Annotated in this window: 19 protein-coding genes and 1 riboswitch; of the genes, 11 read left to right on the plus strand and 8 right to left on the minus strand. The window is 73.6% G+C overall.

The window, feature by feature from the left end:
• Positions 1-114 precede the first annotated feature (114 nt).
• From cobN to DBP14_RS27755, 6 genes are all read right to left on the minus strand, one after another.
• Positions 115-3,765 (minus strand): cobaltochelatase subunit CobN, encoded by a 3,651-nt coding sequence (gene cobN, locus DBP14_RS27730; RefSeq protein ID WP_129309833.1) that lies wholly within the window; start codon positions 3,763-3,765, stop codon positions 115-117.
• Positions 3,762-5,306, minus strand: a complete 1,545-nt coding sequence (locus tag DBP14_RS27735; RefSeq protein WP_129309834.1) for a cobyric acid synthase — start codon at positions 5,304-5,306, stop codon at positions 3,762-3,764. Before DBP14_RS27735 ends, cobN begins: the two co-directional genes overlap by 4 nt.
• Positions 5,303-6,247 (minus strand): cobalamin biosynthesis protein, encoded by a 945-nt coding sequence (locus tag DBP14_RS27740; RefSeq protein WP_129309835.1) that lies wholly within the window; start codon positions 6,245-6,247, stop codon positions 5,303-5,305. The genes DBP14_RS27735 and DBP14_RS27740 overlap by 4 nt, the downstream gene beginning before the upstream one ends.
• Positions 6,248-6,343: 96 nt before the next feature.
• A riboswitch (cobalamin riboswitch) is annotated at positions 6,344-6,486 on the minus strand.
• 137 nt (positions 6,487-6,623) lie between these two features.
• The gene (locus tag DBP14_RS27745) at positions 6,624-6,851 is read right to left on the minus strand and encodes a hypothetical protein (RefSeq protein WP_129309836.1); all 228 of its coding nucleotides are present in this window, start codon (positions 6,849-6,851) and stop codon (positions 6,624-6,626) included.
• Positions 6,852-6,883: 32 nt separating this feature from the next.
• Positions 6,884-8,152, minus strand: a complete 1,269-nt coding sequence (locus DBP14_RS27750; RefSeq protein ID WP_129309837.1) for an inorganic phosphate transporter — start codon at positions 8,150-8,152, stop codon at positions 6,884-6,886.
• A gap of 166 nt (positions 8,153-8,318) precedes the next feature.
• A complete protein-coding gene (locus tag DBP14_RS27755; RefSeq protein WP_129309838.1) occupies positions 8,319-9,098 on the minus strand; it encodes a lysozyme in 780 nt (259 codons plus the stop codon).
• Positions 9,099-9,256: 158 nt separating this feature from the next.
• On the opposite strand from DBP14_RS27755, the gene DBP14_RS27760 reads away from it, so the two are divergent.
• The 3 genes from DBP14_RS27760 to DBP14_RS27770 all read left to right on the plus strand — a co-directional run bounded on the left by DBP14_RS27760 (position 9,257) and on the right by DBP14_RS27770 (position 13,391).
• Complete coding sequence (locus DBP14_RS27760; protein WP_129309839.1) at positions 9,257-10,000, plus strand: class II aldolase/adducin family protein; 744 nt, start codon at positions 9,257-9,259, stop codon at positions 9,998-10,000.
• Positions 10,001-10,285: 285 nt separating this feature from the next.
• Positions 10,286-11,383: an alpha/beta fold hydrolase gene (locus tag DBP14_RS27765; protein WP_129312121.1), complete on the plus strand. Its 1,098-nt coding sequence runs from the start codon at positions 10,286-10,288 to the stop codon at positions 11,381-11,383.
• Positions 11,384-11,939: 556 nt separating this feature from the next.
• Positions 11,940-13,391 (plus strand): hypothetical protein, encoded by a 1,452-nt coding sequence (locus DBP14_RS27770; RefSeq protein WP_206739367.1) that lies wholly within the window; start codon positions 11,940-11,942, stop codon positions 13,389-13,391.
• A gap of 23 nt (positions 13,392-13,414) precedes the next feature.
• Here DBP14_RS27770 and DBP14_RS27775 read toward each other — a convergent pair whose 3' ends face one another.
• Positions 13,415-13,828: a VOC family protein gene (locus tag DBP14_RS27775; protein ID WP_129309840.1), complete on the minus strand. Its 414-nt coding sequence runs from the start codon at positions 13,826-13,828 to the stop codon at positions 13,415-13,417.
• Between the two features lie 264 nt (positions 13,829-14,092).
• Here DBP14_RS27775 and DBP14_RS27780 point away from each other — a divergent pair, with 264 nt between their 5' ends.
• The 8 genes from DBP14_RS27780 (at position 14,093) to amaP (ending at position 19,733) form a co-directional block, all read left to right on the plus strand.
• Entirely contained in the window at positions 14,093-15,691 is a 1,599-nt protein-coding gene (locus DBP14_RS27780) for an ABC-F family ATP-binding cassette domain-containing protein (protein WP_129309841.1), read from the plus strand.
• A 335-nt stretch (positions 15,692-16,026) separates the two neighbouring features.
• Positions 16,027-16,248, plus strand: a complete 222-nt coding sequence (locus tag DBP14_RS27785; RefSeq protein ID WP_010355597.1) for a helix-turn-helix domain-containing protein — start codon at positions 16,027-16,029, stop codon at positions 16,246-16,248.
• 138 nt (positions 16,249-16,386) lie between these two features.
• Positions 16,387-17,190: an enoyl-CoA hydratase/isomerase family protein gene (locus tag DBP14_RS27790; protein ID WP_129309842.1), complete on the plus strand. Its 804-nt coding sequence runs from the start codon at positions 16,387-16,389 to the stop codon at positions 17,188-17,190.
• Positions 17,191-17,405: 215 nt separating this feature from the next.
• A complete protein-coding gene (locus DBP14_RS27795) occupies positions 17,406-17,879 on the plus strand; it encodes an Asp23/Gls24 family envelope stress response protein (RefSeq protein WP_129309843.1) in 474 nt (157 codons plus the stop codon).
• Between the two features lie 64 nt (positions 17,880-17,943).
• Positions 17,944-18,138 (plus strand): hypothetical protein, encoded by a 195-nt coding sequence (locus DBP14_RS27800; protein WP_129309844.1) that lies wholly within the window; start codon positions 17,944-17,946, stop codon positions 18,136-18,138.
• Between the two features lie 5 nt (positions 18,139-18,143).
• On the plus strand, positions 18,144-18,518 hold the full coding sequence (locus DBP14_RS27805; RefSeq protein WP_206739368.1) for an Asp23/Gls24 family envelope stress response protein: 375 nt from the start codon (positions 18,144-18,146) through the stop codon (positions 18,516-18,518).
• On the plus strand, positions 18,515-19,144 hold the full coding sequence (locus tag DBP14_RS27810) for a DUF6286 domain-containing protein (protein WP_129309846.1): 630 nt from the start codon (positions 18,515-18,517) through the stop codon (positions 19,142-19,144). Before DBP14_RS27805 ends, DBP14_RS27810 begins: the two co-directional genes overlap by 4 nt.
• 4 nt (positions 19,145-19,148) lie before the next feature.
• Positions 19,149-19,733: an alkaline shock response membrane anchor protein AmaP gene (amaP, locus tag DBP14_RS27815; protein WP_129309847.1), complete on the plus strand. Its 585-nt coding sequence runs from the start codon at positions 19,149-19,151 to the stop codon at positions 19,731-19,733.
• A gap of 24 nt (positions 19,734-19,757) precedes the next feature.
• Here the strand turns inward: amaP and DBP14_RS27820 are convergent, their stop codons facing one another.
• Complete coding sequence (locus tag DBP14_RS27820) at positions 19,758-20,513, minus strand: SDR family oxidoreductase (RefSeq protein WP_129309848.1); 756 nt, start codon at positions 20,511-20,513, stop codon at positions 19,758-19,760.
• Between the last annotated feature and the right edge of the window lie 2 nt (positions 20,514-20,515).

Here is a 20,515-nt window from a genome sequence, read left to right on the forward strand (position 1 = left end):
GGCGGGTCGGATTGGTGGCGTGCTCCCCGCACGCGCGGGGGTGATCCGGCGCCGTTGTATCCGTGACGGCGGATCGCAGCCTCCTCCCCGCCGCTGCGGGGGTGTCCAGGGAGATCACGCGTCTCCCTCCAGATCTCCCTCAAGTTCGAGGTAGGTCGCCCGGAGCCGGTCCAGGGTCTCCTGGTCCGGCTCCGCCCAGAGCCCGCGGTCCGCTGCCTCCAGCAGACGCTCCGTGATGCCTCTCAGCGCCCAGGGATTCGAGCGCTTCATGAAGTCCCGGTTCTCCGGGTCGAAGACGTACTCGGCGCTGAGCTTCTCGTACATCCAGTCGTCCACCACGCCCGCCGTGGCGTCGTAGCCGAACAGGTAGTCCACGGTCGCAGCCATCTCGAAGGCGCCCTTGTAACCATGCCTTCTCATGGCGCTCATCCAGCGCGGGTTGACCACCCGGGCCCGGAACACGCGGTGGGTCTCCTCGCCCAGCGTGCGCGTCTTCACCTGGTCCGGTACGGCCGAATCACCCACGTAGGCCTCGGGGTTGGCGCCCGTCAGATGCCGGACCATGGCGACCATGCCGCCGTGGTACTGGAAATAGTCGTCGGCATCAGCGATGTCATGCTCTCTCGTATCCACGTTCTTCGCCGCCACCGCGATCCGCTTGAACGCCGTCTCCATGTCCCCGCGCGCCGCCCGCCCGTCGAGCCCGCGCCCGTACGCGTACCCGCCCCACACCGCGTACACCTCGGCGAGGTCGGCGTCGGAGCGCCAGTTGCGGGCGTCGATCAGCGGCAGCAGGCCCGCTCCGTACGCGCCCGGCTTGGAGCCGAAGATGCGGGAAGTGGCCCGGCGCCGGTCGCCGTGCCCGGCGGTGTCCTCGTCGGCGTGCGCCTTCACGAAGTTCCGCGAGGCGGGTTCGTCCAGCTCCGCGACCGCCCGTACCGCGTCGTCGATCAGCCCGACGACGTGCGGGAACGCGTCCCGGAAGAAGCCGGAGATGCGGACTGTGACGTCGATGCGCGGCCGGCCCAGCTCGGCCAGGGGGACCACCTCGAAGCCGGTCACCCGGCGCGAGGCGTCGTCCCAGACGGGGCGGCAGCCCAGCAGGGCCAGGATCTCGGCGATGTCGTCGCCCTGGGTGCGCATCGCGGACGTGCCCCACACCGTCAGCCCGACGGACTTCGGGTACTCCCCGGTGTCCGTCAGATACCGCTGGACCAGGGAGTCCGCCAGCGACTGGCCGACCTCCCAGCTGAGCCTCGACGGAATCGCCTTGGGGTCGACCGAGTAGAAGTTCCGGCCGGTCGGCAGCACGTTGACCAGGCCGCGGGTCGGCGAACCCGAGGGACCGGCCGGCACGTAACCGCCGTTCAGGGCGCGCAGGATGTGCCCGATCTCGTCCGTCGTGCGGGCCAGGCGCGGCACGACCTCGTCGCAGGCGAACTCCAGCACCGCGACCGCGTCCGGCAGTTCGGTGCCGAGCACGTCCCGCAGCAGGGCCGGTACGGCGACTCGCGCCCAGGCCCGCTCCTCCATGCCCTCGGCGAGCCGCCGGCACAGCTGCTCCAGCAGGTCGATCGTGTCGGCGGCCGTACGGGCCGGGCCGTCGGCCAGGTCCGTCAGCTCCACCGGCGCCTTCACCGGCGCGCCCGGCTCGGCCAGCAGCTCTTTCTCCACCAGCCCGAAGTACGCGGCCAGGGAGGCCCGGAGGCCGGGCAGGGCGTTGGCCTGGCCGCCCCACACCTGCGAGGCGCGCAGCACGGCCAGCACCAGGTTCACGCGGGGCTCGCCGACCGGTCCGCCGCCGAGGATGTGCAGGCCGTCGCGGATCTGGACGTCCTTGATCTCGCACAGGTAGCCGTCGATGTGCATGACGAACGAGTCGAAGTCGTCGTCGCCCGGCTGCTCGTCCACGTGCAGGTCGTGGTGCAGTTCGGCGGCCTTCACCAGCGTCCAGATCTGCGCCCGCACCGCCGGTGCCTTCGTCGGGTCGAGGTCGCTCACCAGGGCGTACTCGTCGAGGAGGTGCTCCAGTTTGGCCAGGTCCCCGTAGGTGTCGGCCCGCGCCATCGGCGGGACGAGGTGGTCGACGACCGTGGCGTGCCCGCGTCGCTTGGCCTGGGTGCCCTCGCCGGGGTCGTTGACGATGAACGGGTAGACGAGAGGGAGGTCGCCGAGGACCGCGTCGGGCGCACAGCCGCCCGACAGGCCCAGCCCCTTGCCGGGCAGCCACTCCATCGTGCCGTGCTTGCCCATGTGCACGATCGCGTCCGCGCCGAAGCTGTTGTCCAGCCAGCGGTAGGCGGCCATGTAGTGGTGGGAGGGAGGCATGTCGGGGTCGTGGTAGATCGCGATCGGGTTCTCCCCGAAGCCGCGCGGCGGCTGGATCATCACGACGACGTTCCCGAACTGGAGGGAGGCCAGCACGATGTCGTCGCCGTCGACGTACAGCGAGCCCGGCGGCTCGCCCCACGCCTCGGTCATCGCGTCCCGCAGCTCCGGGTCGAGCTTCTCGAACCAGGCCCGGTAGTCGGCGAGCGGCACCCGCGCGGGCGCGGCGGCCAACTGGTCCTCGGTCAGCCACTCGACGTCGTGTCCGCCGGCCTCGATGAGGCGGTGAATCAACTCGTCGCCGCCGGAGGGGTATTCGGTGAGCGAGTAGCCGTACTCCCGCAGCGCGTCCAGCACCCGGACCGCCGAGGCGGGGGTGTCCAGGCCGACCGCGTTGCCGACCCGCGAGTGCTTGGTCGGGTAGGCCGTGAAGACGAGGGCGATCTTCTTCTCGGCGTTCGGCTTGTGCTTCAGCCGGGCGTGCCGGACCGCGATCCCGGCGACGCGGGCGGCCCGCTCGGGGTCGGCGACGTACACGGGAACGTCGTCCGGGCCCTGCTCCTTGAAGGAGAACGGGACCGTGATCAGGCGGCCGTCGAACTCCGGGATGGCGACCTGCATCGCCGCGTCCATGGGGGAGAGGGCGGCGTCGGACGCGTCCCAGGCGCCGCGGGAGGAGGTGAGGCACAGTCCTTGCAGCACCGGGATGTCCAGGTCGGCGAGCGCCCCGATGTCCCAGGACTCCTCGTCGCCGCCCGCCGAGGCCTGCGAGGCGTGGGTGCCGCCGGCGGCGAGCACGGTGGCGACCAGGGCGTCGGCCCGGCCCAGCAGCTCGTACAGCCCGGAGTCCGCGCCGCGCAGCGAACCGCAGTACACGGGGAGCGCGTTGGCGCCCTGCGCCTCGATCGCCTCGCACAGCGTGTCGACGAAGCCGGTGTTGCCGCTCAGCTCGTGCGCCCGGTAGAAGAGCACGCCGACGGTCGGGCGGCGCTCCCGCACGGTGTACGAGCCGTGGAGGCCGTACTCCGGCATCTTGTGGGGCTCCTCGAAGCCCTCGCCGGTCAGCAGCACGGTGTCCGACAGGAACCGGGACAGCTCCAGCAGGTTGGCCGGGCCGCCCTCGACCAGGTACCTCAGCGCCTCGGCCACGACACCGGCCGGCACGGACGACTCGGCCATCAGCTCGGCGTCCGGCACGGCCTCGCCGCCCAGCAGCACGGTCGGGATGCCGGCCGCCCTCAGCGCGGCCAGCCCGTCCTCCCAGGCGCGCTTGCCGCCCAGCAGCCGTACGACCGCGAGGTCCGCGCCCTCGATCAGCGCCGGCAGTTCACCGGTCACGTCTACCCGGGTCGGGTTGCCGATCCGGTAGCCGGCGCCGGAGGCCCGGGCCGCCAGCAGATCGGTGTCGGCGGTCGACAACAACAACACTGTGCTCATGCGGGCGCTCCCGGTGGGATGAAGGGCAGTCCTTGCGGCGCGCCCGACTCGATGAGCCGCCAGAGCGCGTCCGTGTCCGCGTGCTGTTCGATCAGGTCGCCGAGCCGGTCGAGCTGCTCCTCGCGCAGCGCGGCGAACGAGGTGTCCGGCGCGGGCGTGAAGCGGCGGCCCGCGGCGGCCGCCACCTCCCGCAGGAAGGCCCGGCGGAAGCCGTCCGACTCCAGCGAGCCGTGCCAGTGCGTGCCCCAGGTCTCGCCGACCCGGCAGCCGTCCAAGAAGGGTGCACCGCCGGTCACTTCGGCGATCCCGTGGTGGATCTCGTAGCCCTCGACCCGCTCGCCGAGGGCCTCGCCGACCGGCCGGGTCAGGGTCTTCTCGCGGGCGAACCGGACCCGCACGGGCAGCACACCGAGCCCGGCGACCTCGCCCGCCCCGGACTCGACGTCGTCCTCGATGTGCTCGCCGAGCACCTGGAAGCCGCCGCAGATCCCGAGGACCGGACGCCCCTCGGCGGCCCGTCGGACCAGCGCGTCCGCGAGTCCCCGCTCGCGCAGCCACTCCAGCGCCCGCACGGTCCCGCGCGTGCCCGGGACCACCACCAGGTCGGCGTCGGCCAGTTCCTCGGGCCGGTCCACGAACCGGACGACGACGCCGGGTTCGGCGGCGAGGGCGTCGACGTCCGTGAAGTTGGACATCAGCGGGATCGCGCAGACGGCGACCCGGAGCACGTCCTCGCCGACCGGCGGGGCGACGTTCGACTCCCGGACCGTGCCGCGCAGGGACACCCTCCCCCACGCTCGGCTTCGCTCGCGCGGGGGGACCCCCATCCCGTCCTCCTCGTCGATGCCGAGGCCGTGCCGGTACGGCAGCACGCCGTAGGTGTGCCGCCCGGTGAGCCCGTGCAGCATGTCCAGGCCCGGCTCCAGCAGGCTGACGTCGCCGCGGAACTTGTTCACCAGGAAACCGGCGACCAGGTCCTGGTCCTCGGGGGAGAGCAGGGCGACGGTGCCGAAGAAGGAGGCGAAGACGCCGCCCCGGTCGATGTCGCCGACGACGAGGACGGGGAGCCGCGCGCCGCGCGCGATGCCCATGTTGACGATGTCGGTCCGCCGCAGATTGATCTCGGCCGGGCTGCCCGCCCCCTCACAGATCACCGCGTCATACGTGCCCCGCAACTCGGCCAGGCAGTCCAGCACGGTGCCGAGCAACTGCTGCTGTCTGCCCCCGTGGTAGCCGCGGGCGCTCAGCTCGCCGACCGGCTTGCCGAGCAGCACCACCTGGCTGCTGCGCTCCCCGCCGGGCTTCAGCAGGACGGGGTTCATCAGCGCGGTCGGCTCGACGCGGCACGCCTGGGCCTGCATGGCCTGGGCCCGGCCGATCTCCGCTCCCTCGCGGGTCACGAACGAGTTGAGGGACATGTTCTGCCCCTTGAACGGCGCGACCTTCACGCCCTGGCGGACCAGCCACCGGCAGATCCCGGCCGTCACGACGCTCTTGCCGGCGTCGGAGGTGGTGCCGGCGACGAGGAGACCCCCGCTCACTTCCCACGTCCCTTCAGGAGGAGGCGCCCGGCGACGGTGACGCCGAGCGCGAGGAGGCCGACCCGGCGGGAGAGCCGTACGGCCCGGTCGACGTCGGTGACGCGGACGGCGCGTCCGGCGTCGCCGTTCAGCACGGGCCGGTGCTCGACCCGGCCGCCGTAGGAGAGGGTGCCGCCCAGCCGCACGCCGAGGGCGCCCGCGAACGAGGCTTCGACGGGCCCGGCGTTGGGGCTCGGATGCCGGCGCGCGTCCGCCCGCCAGGCGCGTGCGGCACCGCGCGGATCGGGTCCCGCGAGCGTGGCGAGTACGGCGGTCAGGCGCGCCCCCGGCCAGCCGGCGAGGTCGTCGAGGCGGGCGGAGGCCCAGCCGTAGCGGCGGAAGCGGGGGGACTTGTGACCGACCATCGCGTCCAGCGTGTTGACGGCCCGGAAGCCGAGCAGGCCCGGCACTCCGCCGACCGCACCCCACACCAGGGCGCCCACGACCGCGTCGGAGGTGTTCTCGGCGACCGACTCGACCACCGCCCGCGCGATCCCGTCGGCGTCCAGGGCCTGCGGGTCCCGGCCGCACAGGTGCGGCAGCCGCGCGCGGGCCGCCGCCACGTCACCGGACTCCAGGGCGCGGCCGATCGTCCGCGCCTCCCGGGCGAGTGACGTGCCGCCGACCACCGCCCAGGTGGCGGCCGCGGTCAGGGCCACGGAGGCGGCGGGGGAGCGGCGTACGGCGCGTGTGGCGAGCGCCCCGAGGGCGACGGCGCCTCCGGCGCACACGGCGGTGTGCAGCGCGCCCCAGCCGCGGTGGTCGTGCCACAACGCGCTCTCCACGGCCGCGGCCGTCCGTCCGAACACGGCGACCGGGTGCCCGCGGCGCGGGTCGCCGAGGAGCAGGTCACCGAGGAGGCCGGCGGCGGCGCCGTACGCGTATGTGCGATCGGCACCCATCGGCTCAGCCGGCCGTGGGCACGGGGAAGCGCCGGTGAAGGGTCCTTCGGCAGCCGAGCATGGCGGTATGTCCTCACTCAGGGTGTCCGCGCCCTGGGTTGACGAGACCGGCGGTGAGAGTTCCTGGCTCCCGGGGATCGCTACCCCGGTGACAGTGGCGGGACCGCGCCGGATTCACACCGGCTTCCTCTGCTGCCGCCGTACATGGCCCGGGCAGTCCACCACGCCCCCGGAACGGCCGTCAACTTGCCGTTGACCTGCGGGGGGAGAGTGTGCCGATCCCCACACCGGCGGCGTGTCTCCTCGGACATGCGAAAGGCCCCACCCCGGTGTGCACCGTGGGGTGGAGCCTTCCAGACGGTCGGTCAGGACGTGGTCAGGACTTGCCGACGATCAGGTAGAGGCCGTACGCCACCGCCGCCGCGCAGGCCGCGAAGCAGACGTAGGCGCCGGTCACGGCGAGCGCGGCGGAGTTGCCCTCGGCCGCGGCCCGCTCGCGGCGGGCCAGGCCGGTGACGCCGAGGGTGAACAGGGTCACCAGGCCCACGGTGACCACGAGGCTGACGCCGAAGACGGATCCGATGGCCGCCCAGTCGATCTTCATGTCGTTTCCTTGGTTGTCCGGAGTGACCGGGGTCAGACCGCGGCGGCCGGCGGCACCGCGGGGGCGGCGGCCGGTGCGGAGGTCTCGACGGGGGCCGGGATGGTGGCCGTCAGGCCGGCGGGGACCGGGCCCACCGGGGGCGGGGTCACCATGGCGATGGCGGTGGTCACCACGCCGGCCGGCTCCTCGGCGGCGTCGGCGTCGACGTCGTTGACGTTGGAGCTGTCGACGACCTCGCGGCGGGACCGCTTCCAGATCGCGGCGCTGGAGGCGACCAGGAACACGGCGACGGCCCCGGTGCCCCAGTCCCCGAGATCCGTCACGGATTCGGCGAGCGCCCCGACCAGGGCGGCGGCCGGCAGGGTCAGCACCCAGGCGACGACCATGCGGGTCGCCGTGGACCAGCGGACCACACCGCCCTTGCGGCCGAGGCCCGCGCCCATCACCGAGCCGGAGACGACGTGCGTGGTGGAGAGGGAGAAGCCGAGGTGGGAGGAGGCCAGGATGGCCGTGGCCGCGCTGGTCTGGGCGGCGAAGCCCTGCTGCGGCTGCAGGTCGGTGAGGCCCTTGCCCATGGTGCGGATGATGCGCCAGCCGCCGATGTAGGTGCCGAGCGCGATCGCCATGCCGGCGGACAGGATCACCCAGGTGGGAGGGTTGGAACCGGGGGCGAGGGCGCCGCCCGCGACGAGCGCGAGGGTGATGATGCCCATCGTCTTCTGCGCGTCGTTGGTGCCGTGGGCGAGGGAGACCAGGCCGGCGGAGGCGATCTGGCCGGCGCGGTAGCCCTTGCGGGTGGCCTCGCCGCCGGCGTTCTTGCCGACGTTGTAGGAGAGTCGGGTGGCGAGCATCGCCGCGATGCCGGCCACGACGGGCGCGGCGACCGCGGGGAGCAGCACCTTGGTGACGAGCACGTCACCGTGGACGGCGCCGAAGCCCGCGGAGGCGATGGTGGCGCCGACCAGGCCGCCCATCAGGGCGTGGGAGGAGCTGGAGGGGAGACCCACCAGCCAGGTCACCAGGTTCCAGAGGATCGCGCCGACCAGGGCGGCGAAGATGACCTCGGGACGGATGCCGTTCTCATCGACGAGCCCCTTGGAGATCGTGTTGGCAACCTCCACGGAGAGGGAAGCGCCTACAAGGTTCAGTGCGGCGGACATGCCGACCGCGACCTTGGGCTTGAGGGCACCGGTCGAGATGGTGGTGGCCATCGCGTTGGCGGTGTCGTGGAAACCGTTCGTGAAATCGAACGCAAGTGCGGTTACGACCACAATCGCGAGGATCAGCGAGAAGCTTTCCATTTACCCAGGCAATCGTTCGAGCGTCATTGGCTCGTCGAACGTAGGCAATCTGAGTGAACGGAAGGTGAACTGGGCCGGGACTCGCGATGTCGGTAACGGGGGGCCGTGCTTCCGCCTGCGATTCCGTGGTGCGCCGGTGTGCGCCCCGGTCCCGCGAGCCCCTCGGTCACCACCCGCGCGCGAAGGTCCGCAGCCGGCTCGGCGAGCCGTTGAAGAGGTTCTGGTCGCCCGGCAGGCCGCCCTTGGTGTCGTACTGCCAGAAGGTCCAGTACGCCCAGCCGGCGGGCAGTGCGCCAGGCCCCCGCGAGCCGTGCCGGGCGATCCACAGGGCGTGCGAGCGGGCGAAGGACGTGCTGCGCCCGGTGCACGTGTCCCACCAGTGGGTGGTGGTGTAGATCACCGGGCGGCGCCCGGTCTCCCGCTTGATCTCGTCGCTGAAGGACCAGATCCAGTCGACCATCTGCCCGTGGCTCAGCCCGTAGCACTCGTGCTTCGGGTCGTACGGGTTGTACTCGATGTCGAGCGCGGGCGGCAGGGTCTGCCCGTCCGCCTGCCAGTCGCCGCCGTTGCGCACGAAGAAGGCGGCCTGCGCGGCGCCCGAGGACCGGTCGGGGCGCGCGAAGTGGTACGCGCCCCGGATCACGCCCGCGTCGCCGGCGCCGCCGTACTGCTCGGCGAAGTACGGATTGCGGTACGTCGTGGACTCGGTCGCCTTGATGTACACGAACCGGGATCCGTTGGCGCGGGCCTCGGGCCAGTCGACGTTGCGCTGGTGCGAGGAGACGTCGTGGCCCCGGGGCAGGCTCGCCACGGCGGCGGGCGGTCCCCCGGCCGGGACCGCGGTCGCCGTGGCGGCGGTGAGGAGGGTGAGCGCGGAGGTGGTCACCGCGAGCACGCCGAGACGGCGGCGGGGGCGGCGACGGGAAGGTGTGCGATGACGGGCCATGCGTCCCCCCAGCTGTGGCGGTGAAACATCGTCCAGCGAGCAAGAGGGATCATTGAATGCCGACTGATCATCCAATGAACGGATTTTCGCGGCGTTTCGTACGGGTCCACTCGTTCGGCGGTACGACGATCGGACCGGCCGGCTGGGAGGATCACGGCATGGCTGAACCGCTGCGGGACACGGGAGACGAAGAGACGCGGGCTTCGGAGGCGGGCACGCCGGAGGCCCGGGCTTCGGAGGGGGGCACGTCGGAGGCGCGGGAGTCGGAGGCGCGGGCCTGGGAGGCGGTGGTCGCGACGGCCCGGCGCAGCGTGGCCGACGGGCTCGTCGTCGGCACGTCCGGCAACGTCTCGGCACGTGTCGGGGACGTCGTGCTGGTCACCCCGTCCGGCGTGCCCTACGACCGGCTGACCCCGGACGACCTCACCGGCGTGGACCTCGCGGGCCGGCAGGTGCGCGGCACGCTGGTGCCGACCAGCGAGCTGCCGATGCACCTGGCCGTCTACCGCACGACCGGCGCGCGGGCCGTCGTCCACACCCACGCCGTGCACGCCACGGCCGTCTCCACCCTCGTCACCGAACTGCCCCCGATCCACTACATGACCAGCGCCCTCGGCGGCCGCGTCCGCGTCGCCCCGTACGCCACCTACGGCACCGACGAACTCGCCGAGAACATGCTCCGCGCCCTCGACGACCGCTCCGGCTGCCTCCTGCGGAACCACGGCACGATCACGTACGGCGCCACCCTCGACCAGGCATACGACCGCACCGCCCAGCTGGAGTGGATGTGCCGCCTGTGGCTGACCGCGTCCGGCGTGCCCGGCCTGACGCCTTCTCTGCTGACGGAGGCACAACTGGCCGAGACCGGGGAACGCCTGAAGGGATACGGCCAACGGAGGTAGCCCGTGCCCACACCACCCGCCCGCAGTCCCCTTCGCGCCCTGCTGTCGGCCCGCCCGGGGTCGTCACCCCGCCCGGGGGCCTCACCCGGCCCGGGGGCCTCACCCGGCCCCCGGCCGTCACCCCGTCCCGGGCCGTCAGCCCGCTCCGGGGCGTCAGTCCGCTCCGGGCCGTCACCCCGTCCCGGCGTTCCGCTGGCCGGTCGTGGGGTGCGCCGGGACACTGGAGCCGTGCGCACCGTCACAGCGACCGCCGCCCTCAGAGCCACCGCCGCCGCGTTCACCGGGATGCTCGCGGCCGGCGCGGCCTCCGTCGCCGTCGGCCGGCTCGCCAGCGATGCCGCCCTGAAGGCGCCCGCCGGCCGTCCCCTGCCGACCGAACCCCGGCTCACCGTGCACCGCACGGCCGCGGGACAGGTCACGCTCACCCGTGACCTCGCCACCCTGCGACCCGGGACCTACGGCCTCGCCGGGAACGGCTCCCACGCCGTCGTCGGCGACGTCCTGCACTCCGCCGAACACACCGCCGACACCGTCGTCCGCCGGCTCCAGGGCGTCACGCACGGCACCCTCGCGCCCGGCGACTCCGTCTGGCTCACCCCCAACCTGCACGTCGGCAACCCCGGCACCGCCCTCGGCCTCGACCACGCCGACATCGACGTGCCCGGCGAACTCGGCTCCCTGCCCGCCTGGTTCGTGCCCGGCGCCCGGGACACCTGGGTGATCGCCGTGCACGGCCTCGGCACCACCCGCGAACACGCCCTGAACGTCATGCGGTTCCTGCACGAACGCCGCCTGCCGGTCCTCGCCCTCGCCTACCGCGGCGACCTCGGCGCCCCCCGTCCGCCGGACGGCCTCCACCACCTCGGCGAGACCGAGTGGCGCGACGTGGACGCCGCCATCCGCTACGCCGTCCGCTACGGCGCCCAGCGCGTCGTCCTCCTCGGCTGGTCCACCGGCGCCACCATGGCGCTGCGCGCCGCCGAGCGGTCCGCCGTACGGGACCGGGTGGCCGGGCTGGTCCTGGACTCCCCGGTGCTCAGCTGGGAGGCCACGCTGCGCGCCCTCGCCCGGGCCCGGCACACCCCCGGGCCGCTGCTGCCGCTCGCGGTGCGGGCCGCCCAGGGCCGGGCCGGACTGCACGCCGACCGGACGCGCGGCCCCGACGCGGCCGACGGCCACGAGCGGCTCGCCGTGCCCACCCTGATCCTGCACGGCCCGGGGGACGCGGTGGCCCCCTGGGAGTACTCGCGCCGGATGGCCGCACACCAGCCGCACCTGGTCGCGCTGCACACCGTTCCGCACGCCCCGCACGGCGCCATGTGGAACCCCGACCCAGAGGGGTACGAGGAGCGCGTGCGCCGGTTCCTGACCCCGCTGATGTGAGCCCCCGCCCCGCCTCCGGTCCGCTCCCGGCCCACCACCGGCCCGCCCCGACCCGGTCCGCTTCCGACCCACCACCGGCCCGCCCCGACCCGCTTCCGGCTCGTACCCGGCCCGCTTCCGGCTCGTGCCTGGGCCGCCCCGACCCGCCCCCGGGCCGCCCCCGGCTCGTACCCGGCCCACCACCGGCCCGCCCCGACCGGGGCCGCTTCCGGCCCACCACCGGCCCGCCCCGACCCGCTTCCGGCCCGTACCCGGGCCGCCCCCCGGCCGCCCCGGGCCCGTACCCGGGCTGCCCCGGGCCCGTACCCGGGCTGCCCCGGGCCCGTACCCGGGCTGCCCCGGCCCGTACCCGGGCTGCCCCGGGCCGTCTCCCGCCTCCGCGGCGCCCCCACCGGGTACGGGCGGGAAGCGCCGTTTCCCGGCATTCCGTTCAAGGTCGTACGACTGGCCTGAACCCGCCGCCCGGACCGCCGTCGACCGGGCGCGCGGGCCTGTCCACCCGCCCCCCGCGGCATTCCGTTTGGGTTTTCGGACCGTCAGCAGGAAGACTGCAGCCGTGACGTCCCGTATCCCGCGCGACTCCAGGCTCCGACTCGTCCGACCGCGGCCCCTGGCCGCCGTCCCGAGAGCTGTGAACCAGCGGCGCCCGCGCCGCCCCGCACCCCGGCCCCCGGAGGGCACCCCCGCCCCGGCCGAACTGGCCAGAATGGCCCGCACCGGCCTGGCCGGCGCGGTCCGCGTCGCCTGCTGGGCCGACGCCGCCCTCGGCCCCGGCAGCGACGGCGCCACCGGAGACGGCAAGGCCACACTCTCCGAGGCCACCGCCGAACGCGCCGCCGCCCACCTCGACCTGAGCGTCGCTCAGGTCCGCACCGACTGGGACACCGCCCGCCTCGCCGGACTCGTCGAGGTGCACGGCGACAGCGCCCGCCCCGGCTGGCGGCTGCGCGCCTGGGACCGCGACGACAGCGCCGTGCTGCGCGGCTGGGTCGCCCTGTTCGACGCCTGGTCGCTGGCCAGCCCGGAACCCGACGGCCACGAGCCCGCCGCCGTCGCCGAGGTCGTCTCGGCCATGCCCCAGGTGCTCTCCTTCCTCCAGCTGTCCGCCGGCCCCGTCCCGGTCGCCCAGCTCCTCGACCTGCTCCAGCAGCGCGTCACCGAACTGCGCACCGAACGCTGCGAGGTCCCCTACGAGCCCGGACCGGCACCGGCCGGGTTCGCCCACCTCGCCGGCCCCGCACCGACCGCCCTGCCCCCGGCGCCCGCGGAACCGGCCGTGCCGGCCGACACCCCGCTCGCCCCGCTGCTCGACTGGGCCCTGGGCGCGCTCGCCTCCGTCGGCGCGCTCACCTGCGACGGCGGCCAGGCCACCCTCACCCCGCTGGGCAACTGGGCGGTCTGGGTCAAGCTGGAGCAGATCTGCGTGGCCGCGCAGAGCCCGGCCGGCAACATCGAGCAGTCCGCCGAGGACATGCTGCGCGGCTGCGCCCAGCTCCGCCCCAACGCCGCCCGCGCCGAATACCGCGCCTGGCTCGCCGCCCGTCCCGTCGGCGGCGCCGTCGCCGAACTCGTGGACGCCGCCCGGGGCGACGACGCCCTGCTGCGCGGCCTCGCCTTCGAGGCGCTCCGCGTCGTCGGCGCCCCCGCCGAGCCCGACGTGCACGCCGTCGTCGACGAGCCGGCGCTGCGGCCGTACGCCCTGCTGTGGCTCGCCGAGCACGACGGGGCCGACCCGGAGGACGCCCACGAGGTGCTGACCCGTGAGGAGGCCACCTGGCTGTGGGTGGACACCGCCGCGGCCGTCTCCGACCACGGCGAGGCGTCGATGCTGGTACGGCACCTGGAGTCCGCCGTGCAGCCCACCGTCCCGATGCTGCTGGACGAGGTGTGCGCCGTCGGGCACCCCCGCACCGTGCAGGTGCTGGTCGCCCTCGCCGCGGCCCACCCCGACCCGGCCCTCGCCAAGGCTGTCCGCCGAGCCGCCTTCCAGGTACACACGGGCGGCTGAGCGGCTGGCCGGGCGGCGCGCCGTCAGGTGGTGATCTCCGGGCAGTACGTGCCAAAGCTCCAGATGTTGCCCTCGGCGTCGCGGGCCATGTAGTCCCGGGAGCCGTAGTCCTGGTCCGTCGGGGGCATCACGATCTCCACGCCGTGCTCGACGGCCCGCTGGTGGTGGGCGTCGACGTCGTCCACGGCGATGTACACCCCCGTCGGGCCCGCGTCCTTCATCACCGTGTCGAACAGCCCGCCGCGGCCCTTGGAGCCCAGCATCACCGCGCCGTTGCCCTGGGCCAGCTCGGCGTGCATCACCTTGCCGTCCTCCGTCTCGTACACCGACAGCTCCGTGAAGCCGAGGCCTTCCGTGAGCTGCCGGATCGCCGCCTTCGCGTCCGCGTACAGCACCGTCGGATAGATGCTGGGCCGTCCGCCGCCCGTGCCTGCCATGCCGATCACTCCCTCGTGATTCCGGTCGTCCGATGCCCGCCATTCAGCATCGCAGCCACCACTGACAACGCCCCCGCCGAGCGCGCCGCGCCGCCCCGCCCCCCGAACGGACGACGCACCCGCGGCCACCCGCCACCGGGCGTGCCGGAAAACCGCTTGCCCGGCCCCGTTAGACTTGGCCCATGGCCATTCTCCTCGCGCATTAGACGGCGGGAACGTCCTCAGCCGCCCACCGCCAATCCCCGTACGCCCTGGAGTCTGTCCGTGATCTCCGCCTCCGGTATCGAGCTGCGCGCCGGTGCCCGCATCCTCATCGAGAACGCCACCTTCCGCGTCGCCAAGGGCGACCGCATCGGCCTGGTCGGCCGCAACGGCGCCGGCAAGACCACCCTCACCAAGTGCCTGGCCGGCGAGGGCATCCCGGCAGCCGGCCAGATCGCCCGCTCCGGCGAGGTCGGCTACCTGCCCCAGGACCCGCGCACCGGCGACCTGGACGTCCTCGCCCGCGACCGCATCCTCTCCGCGCGCGGCCTCGACGTACTGATCCGCAAGATGCGCGACAACGAGCAGCGCATCGCCAACGGCCAGGGCGCCACCCGCGAGAAGGCCCTGCGGCAGTACGAGCGCCAGGAGACGGAGTTCCTCACCAAGGGCGGGTACGCCGCCGAGGCCGAGGCCGCCACCATCGCCGCCGCGCTGAACCTGCCCGACCGCGTGCTCGGCCAGCCCCTGCACACGCTCTCCGGAGGCCAGCGCCGCCGTATCGAGCTGGCCCGCATCCTGTTCTCCGACGCGGACACCCTGCTGCTCGACGAGCCGACGAACCACCTCGACGCCGACTCGATCATCTGGCTGCGCGACTACCTGAAGACCTACCGCGGCGGCTTCATCGTGATCTCCCACGACGTCGACCTGGTCGAGACGGTCGTCAACAAGGTGTTCTACCTGGACGCCAACCGCGCCCAGATCGACGTCTACAACATGGGCTGGAAGCTCTACCAGCAGCAGCGCGAGGCCGACGAGAAGCGCCGCAAGCGGGAGCGGGCCAACGCCGAGAAGAAGGCCGCCGCCCTGCACTCGCAGGCCGACAAGATGCGCGCCAAGGCCACCAAGACCGTCGCCGCGCAGAACATGGCCCGCCGCGCCGACAAGCTCCTGGCCGGCCTGGAGGCGGTCCGCCAGTCCGACAAGGTCGCCAAGCTCCGCTTCCCCGACCCGTCCCCCTGCGGCAAGACCCCGCTGATGGCCGAGGGCCTGTCGAAGTCGTACGGCTCCCTGGAGATCTTCACCGACGTCGACCTGGCCATCGACAAGGGCTCCCGGGTCGTCATCCTCGGCCTCAACGGCGCCGGCAAGACCACCCTGCTGCGCCTCCTCGGCGGTGTGGAGACGCCCGACACCGGCGAGGTCGTCCCCGGTCACGGCCTCAAGCTCGGCTACTACGCGCAGGAGCACGAGACCCTCGACCCGGACCGCACGGTCCTGGAGAACATGCGCTCGGCCGCCCCCGACATGGACCTCGTCGAGGTCCGCAAGGTGCTCGGCTCCTTCCTGTTCTCCGGTGACGACGTCGACAAGCCGGCCGGGGTCCTCTCCGGCGGCGAGAAGACCCGCCTCGCCCTGGCGACCCTGGTCGTCTCCTCCGCCAACGTGCTGCTGCTGGACGAGCCGACGAACAACCTCGACCCGGCCAGCCGCGAGGAGATCCTCGGCGCACTGCGCACTTACAAGGGCGCCGTCGTCCTCGTCACCCACGACGAGGGCGCCGTGGAGGCACTCCAGCCCGAGCGGATCATCCTGCTGCCGGACGGCGTCGAGGACCTGTGGGGCGCCGACTACGCGGACCTCGTCGCCCTCGCTTGATCGAATGCCTGATCCACTGGGTATGGATCATTCGGCCTAGCCGTGATCCATCATCTGTGTGAGATCTCCTCGTATCGAGGTGTGTCGTACACGTATTTCGCGGCCGATCCCTGCTGTGCCAAGGGGTCGGCCGCCGTGCTGCGCTGACCTGGCTCTTTGCGGAACCACTCGTTCGGCTGTACGGACGCCACCTCGCGGAATCCCGGATTCCGCATGTGGGGACGCGCTCCTGTCGTCACAACCTTGTCCCACGGACCTTGCCGAATGGGTGGCCATCCCGCCCCGGAGGGGTGATCATGAGGAGACCAGAGCGCACTTCCCATGAGGAGGCACGGGTGGCCGAGACTCTGAAGAAGGGCAGCCGGGTGACCGGCGCCGCGCGCGACAAGCTCGCGGCAGACCTGAAGAAGAAGTACGACTCCGGTGCGAGCATCCGGGCGCTGGCCGAAGAGACCGGCCGCTCGTATGGCTTCGTACACCGGATGCTCAGCGAGTCGGGCGTCACGCTCCGTGGGCGTGGCGGAGCGACCCGGGGCAAGAAGGCCGCTACGTCCTGACTCCGGGCGGCCCATCGGCTTCGATGGTGGCCACCCGGTCGGCCGACTGAGCGGCCGGGTGGTTACTGTGCAGTCACTTAGCATGCCGTGCGTGCAGTACGGCACCGCGTGGATGACCGCACCCATCGGAGGCGCCCCATGGCTTCGCCCGACCAGGACCTCGCTCCTGTACTCGACAAGGACGGCGTACGGCTCACCGTCGACGACGCGCTCGCGACGGTGACGCTGACCAATCCGGCCAAGCGCAACGCGCAGAGCCCCGCTTTGTGGCGGGCGCTGGCCGAGGCGGGCCGGCTGCTGCCGGGCACCGTCCGTGTCGTGGTGCTGCGCGGCGAGGGCCGTTCCTTCTCCGCCGGGCTGGACCGTCAGATGTTCACCCCGGAGGGGATCGAGGGCGAGCCGTCCTTCATCGATCTCGCGCGCCGTGACGACGCCGGGCTCGACGCGACCATCGCCGAATTCCAAGAGGCGTTCACCTGGTGGCGGCGCAACGACATCGTGTCTATCGCCGCCGTCCAGGGGCACGCCATCGGGGCCGGCTTCCAGCTCGCGCTGGCGTGCGATCTGCGGGTCGTCGCCGATGACGTGCAGTTCGCCATGCGCGAGACCAGCCTGGGCCTCGTCCCCGACCTGACCGGCACGCATCCGCTGGTCGGGCTGGTCGGGTATGCCCGCGCGCTGGAGATCTGCGTGACCGGGCGGTTCGTGCAGGCGGAGGAGGCGGTGGCGTCCGGGCTGGCGAACCTCGCGGTGCCGGCGGGGGAGCTGGAGGGGGCGGTGCGGGATCTTGCGGCGGCGGTGCTTGGCGCTCCGCGGGACGCTGTCGCTGAGACCAAGGCGTTGTTGCGGGGGGTTGCCGGCCGTTCCTACGACGAGCAGCGGGCTGCTGAGCGGGCTGCTCAGGGGCGGCGGTTGCGGGAGCTGGCCGGGCTCGGCGAATGAACCCAGGGCTGGCCGGCCTCGGCCAGTGAACCGGCGCTGAACCGGCACCCGGCGTTGTTCGCTGTGCCCACCCTCCCCCACCCTCGGCTTCGCTCGGGCGGGGGACCCCCGTCGCCCTGCGGAACGCCTGCCCACAGAGAGGGCGTTCGTGGGGCGGGTGGGGGGATTTTTGCTTACGGTGGCCGGGGGGCGATGAGCCGAAGGGACGTGCGGCGATGAGTGACATGACGACGAACCCGGACGGTGGCGGCGAAGCCGGGGTGTCCACCCGCAAGGCGCCACGGCGCGGCGGCGGCGACCCCGGGCTCCGGGGGCGTACCACCATCGCCGACGGCGTCGTGGAGAAGATCGCCGGCCTGGCCGCCCGGGATGTCGTCGGCGTCCATGCCCTGGGCAGCGGACTGGCGCGGACCTTCGGGGCCGTACGGGACCGGGTGCCGGGCGGGTCGAAGTCGGTGACCCGGGGTGTGAAGGCCGAGGTCGGCGAGGTGCAGACCGCGCTCGACCTGGAGATCGTCGTGGACTACGGCGTGTCGATCGCCGACGTCGCCCGCGCCGTCCGGGAGAACGTGATCGCCGCCGTGGAGCGGATGACCGGACTTGAGGTCGTCGAGGTCAACATCGCGGTGAGCGACGTCAAACTCCCGGACGAAGAGGACGAGGAACCGGAGCCGCCCCGCATCCAGTGAACGGGGCGTCCGCCCCCGGAAAAGGCCCTGACCACGCACGCCTGACCCATTCGAGGAGCGCCGCATGAGTACCGCCGTGATCGGCATGTTCGCCGGGATGGCACTGGGCTTCGCCGGCTGGTTCGGGGGCTTCGGGGCCTTCCTGGTGGTGGCGGCGCTCGGCGCCGTCGGATTCGTGGCGGGCCGGTTCCTGGAGGGCGAGCTGGAACTCGGCGAGTTCTTCCGCATGCGTGACGACCGGCGCGACCGGCGGCGGTGACACCGGTGAGCGCCGGGACGTCCGCGGCACGCAGCGCCGCGGACCGTGTGGCACCGGGAGAGCGCGGCGCGACCCGGATCGCCGACCGGGTCGTGGCCAAGATCGCCGGCCAGGCCGCCCGTGAGGCGCTGGCACCGCTCCCGGCGGACGCCACCGGGCCGTACGCCAACGTCGTCGTCCGCCACGACACCGCGCGCGTCCGGGTCCACCTCGAACTCGGCTATCCCTGTGACATCGGTGCCTGCTGCGCCGCCGTGCGCCGCCGGGTCGTCGAACGGGTGCGGGAGCTGGTGCGGATGGACGTGCCGGAGGTGGCCGTCCAGGTGGAGCGGCTGCACCTGGTGCCCGCGCCGGACGCGGACCGGGGGAGGGCGCGATGAGCGAGCCCCCCGGACCCGGGACGGACGTTCCCGGGCCCACCGACCTGGAGAAGGCGCCCGGCACCCCGGAACCGGCGCTGCGCGGCAGCGGCCGGTTCTGGTCGGCGCGGCGGGTGCCCGCCGGGATCGTCGCCCTGGCCGTCCTGGTCGTGGCCGGTGTCTTCCTGTACGACATCGCCGCCGTGCGCGCCCACCGGCCGGCGATGCGCTGGCGCCGCGCCCTCGCCCGGCAGCTCGCCGAGCGGCCCCTGGACGACACCTGGGTGCTGGTCGGCGCCGGTGTCGCCGCCGCGCTCGGCCTGTGGCTGGTCGGCCTCGCGGTGACTCCGGGACTGCGGGACCTGCTGCCGATGCGCCGCCCGCACCCCGACGTCCGGGCCGCCCTCCGGCGCGACGCGGCCGCCCTGGTGCTGCGCGACCGGGCCCTGGAGGTCCCCGGCGTCCGCGCCGTGCGGGTCCGGATGGGGCGCGGGAAGGCCGACGTGCGGGCCGTCTCGCACTTCCGCGACCTGGACGACGTACACGCCGATCTGGACACCTCGCTCGCCGACGCCGCACGGGCCCTCGGCCTGGACCGGCCACCGGCGCTGTCCGTGCGCGTCGCACGGCCCGGACGGAAGGGGTGAGACCGTGCGCAGGGGCACCGTCAACCGTGTGCTGACCGGGATCACGGGCCTGCTGCTCCTCGTGGTGGGCGGGTCCGTGCTGGCCGTCGGCCTGGGCGCGTCCGTGCCGTCCTGGTGGCCGTACACCGGCTCGCACGACGTGCTGCTGACCCGGGCCGAATGCACCCGCTGGCGGGACGCCGGCTGGTGGTGGCCGGCCGTCCTCGGAGGGCTGGCCGTCCTCGTCCTGCTGGCCCTGTGGTGGCTGACCGCGCTGCTGCGCCGGCGCCGGCAGGGCGAGATCACCGTCGACACCGGCGACGGCGACGCCGCCCGGCTGCGGACCAGGGCGCTGGAGTCGGCCCTGGCCGCCGAGGCCGGCCGGCAGGACGGCGTGGCCCACGCCGAGGTCCTGCTGACCCGCGGCCGCCGGGGCGCACCCGCGGTCAGGGCCGGACTCCGGCTGGACCCCGACGCGGCCCCGGCCACCGCGCTGACGGACTTCACGACCGGAGCCCTGGCGCACGCCCGCACGTCGGCGGGCCTGCCCGCCCTCCCGGCGGAGGTGCGCCTCAGCGGTGTCAGACACCGCCCGGAGCGGGTCAGTTGAGCCAGGACACGTACCGTCAGGTGCTCAGAACCCGTGCCGCATGCCGCCGTCCACGGGCAGCATGATCCCGGTCAGGTAGGAGGCCGCGGGGGAGAGCAGGAACGCCGCGGTACGGCCGAACTCCTCGGGCGTGCCGTAGCGGCGCAGCGGGATCCGGGACTCGTTGGCGGCCCGGGTGGCCTCCGGGTCCGCGGACAGCCCGTCCAGCTCGCGCACGCGGTCCGTGTCGATGCGGGACGGCAGCAGCCCGACCACACGGATGCCGCGCGGCCCCAGCTCGTCGGCGATCGACTTCGCGAACCCGGCGAGACCGGGCCGCAGTCCGTTGGACACGGTCAGCGCGGGGATCGGCTCGTGCACCGACGCGGACAGCACGAACCCGATGACACCGCCCGCCTCCAGCTCGTCCGCGGCCTTGCGGGCGAGCCGGACCGCGCCGAGGAACACGGACTCGAAGGCGTCGCGCCACTGCTCGTCGGTGTTGTCGGCGACGAAGCCGGGCGGCGGGCCGCCGACGCTGATGAGCACGCCGTGGAAGCCGCCGAAGTGCTCCCGCGCGGCCGCGACGAGCCGCTCGGGCGCCCCCGCGTCGGAGTTGTCGACGGCCACGCCCACCGCGTCCGGCCCGAGTTCGGCGGCGGCGTCGGCGACCCGCTTCTCGTCCCGGCCGGTGATCACCACCTTCGCCCCGTCGGCGACCAGCTCCCGCGCGGCGGCGTTGCCCAGCCCCCGGGTGGCACCCGTGACGACGTACACCCGGTCCTTCAGTCCAAGATCCATGG

This window comes from Streptomyces sp. L2 (assembly GCF_004124325.1).
GTDB lineage: Bacteria > Actinomycetota > Actinomycetes > Streptomycetales > Streptomycetaceae > Streptomyces.

Excerpts from the sequence above, each read along its gene's own strand:
- cobN (WP_129309833.1), bottom strand. The coding sequence starts at position 3,765 with ATGAGCACAGTGTTGTTGTTGTCGACCGCCGACACCGATCTGCTGGCG.
- DBP14_RS27740 (WP_129309835.1), bottom strand. The coding sequence starts at position 6,247 with ATGGGTGCCGATCGCACATACGCGTACGGCGCCGCCGCCGGCCTCCTC.
- DBP14_RS27745 (WP_129309836.1), bottom strand. The coding sequence starts at position 6,851 with ATGAAGATCGACTGGGCGGCCATCGGATCCGTCTTCGGCGTCAGCCTC.
- DBP14_RS27750 (WP_129309837.1), bottom strand. The coding sequence starts at position 8,152 with ATGGAAAGCTTCTCGCTGATCCTCGCGATTGTGGTCGTAACCGCACTT.
- DBP14_RS27755 (WP_129309838.1), bottom strand. The coding sequence starts at position 9,098 with ATGGCCCGTCATCGCACACCTTCCCGTCGCCGCCCCCGCCGCCGTCTC.
- DBP14_RS27760 (WP_129309839.1), top strand. The coding sequence starts at position 9,257 with ATGGCTGAACCGCTGCGGGACACGGGAGACGAAGAGACGCGGGCTTCG.
- DBP14_RS27765 (WP_129312121.1), top strand. The coding sequence starts at position 10,286 with ATGCTCGCGGCCGGCGCGGCCTCCGTCGCCGTCGGCCGGCTCGCCAGC.
- DBP14_RS27775 (WP_129309840.1), bottom strand. The coding sequence starts at position 13,828 with ATGGCAGGCACGGGCGGCGGACGGCCCAGCATCTATCCGACGGTGCTG.
- DBP14_RS27790 (WP_129309842.1), top strand. The coding sequence starts at position 16,387 with ATGGCTTCGCCCGACCAGGACCTCGCTCCTGTACTCGACAAGGACGGC.
- DBP14_RS27795 (WP_129309843.1), top strand. The coding sequence starts at position 17,406 with ATGAGTGACATGACGACGAACCCGGACGGTGGCGGCGAAGCCGGGGTG.
- DBP14_RS27800 (WP_129309844.1), top strand. The coding sequence starts at position 17,944 with ATGAGTACCGCCGTGATCGGCATGTTCGCCGGGATGGCACTGGGCTTC.
- DBP14_RS27810 (WP_129309846.1), top strand. The coding sequence starts at position 18,515 with ATGAGCGAGCCCCCCGGACCCGGGACGGACGTTCCCGGGCCCACCGAC.
- DBP14_RS27820 (WP_129309848.1), bottom strand. The coding sequence starts at position 20,513 with ATGGATCTTGGACTGAAGGACCGGGTGTACGTCGTCACGGGTGCCACC.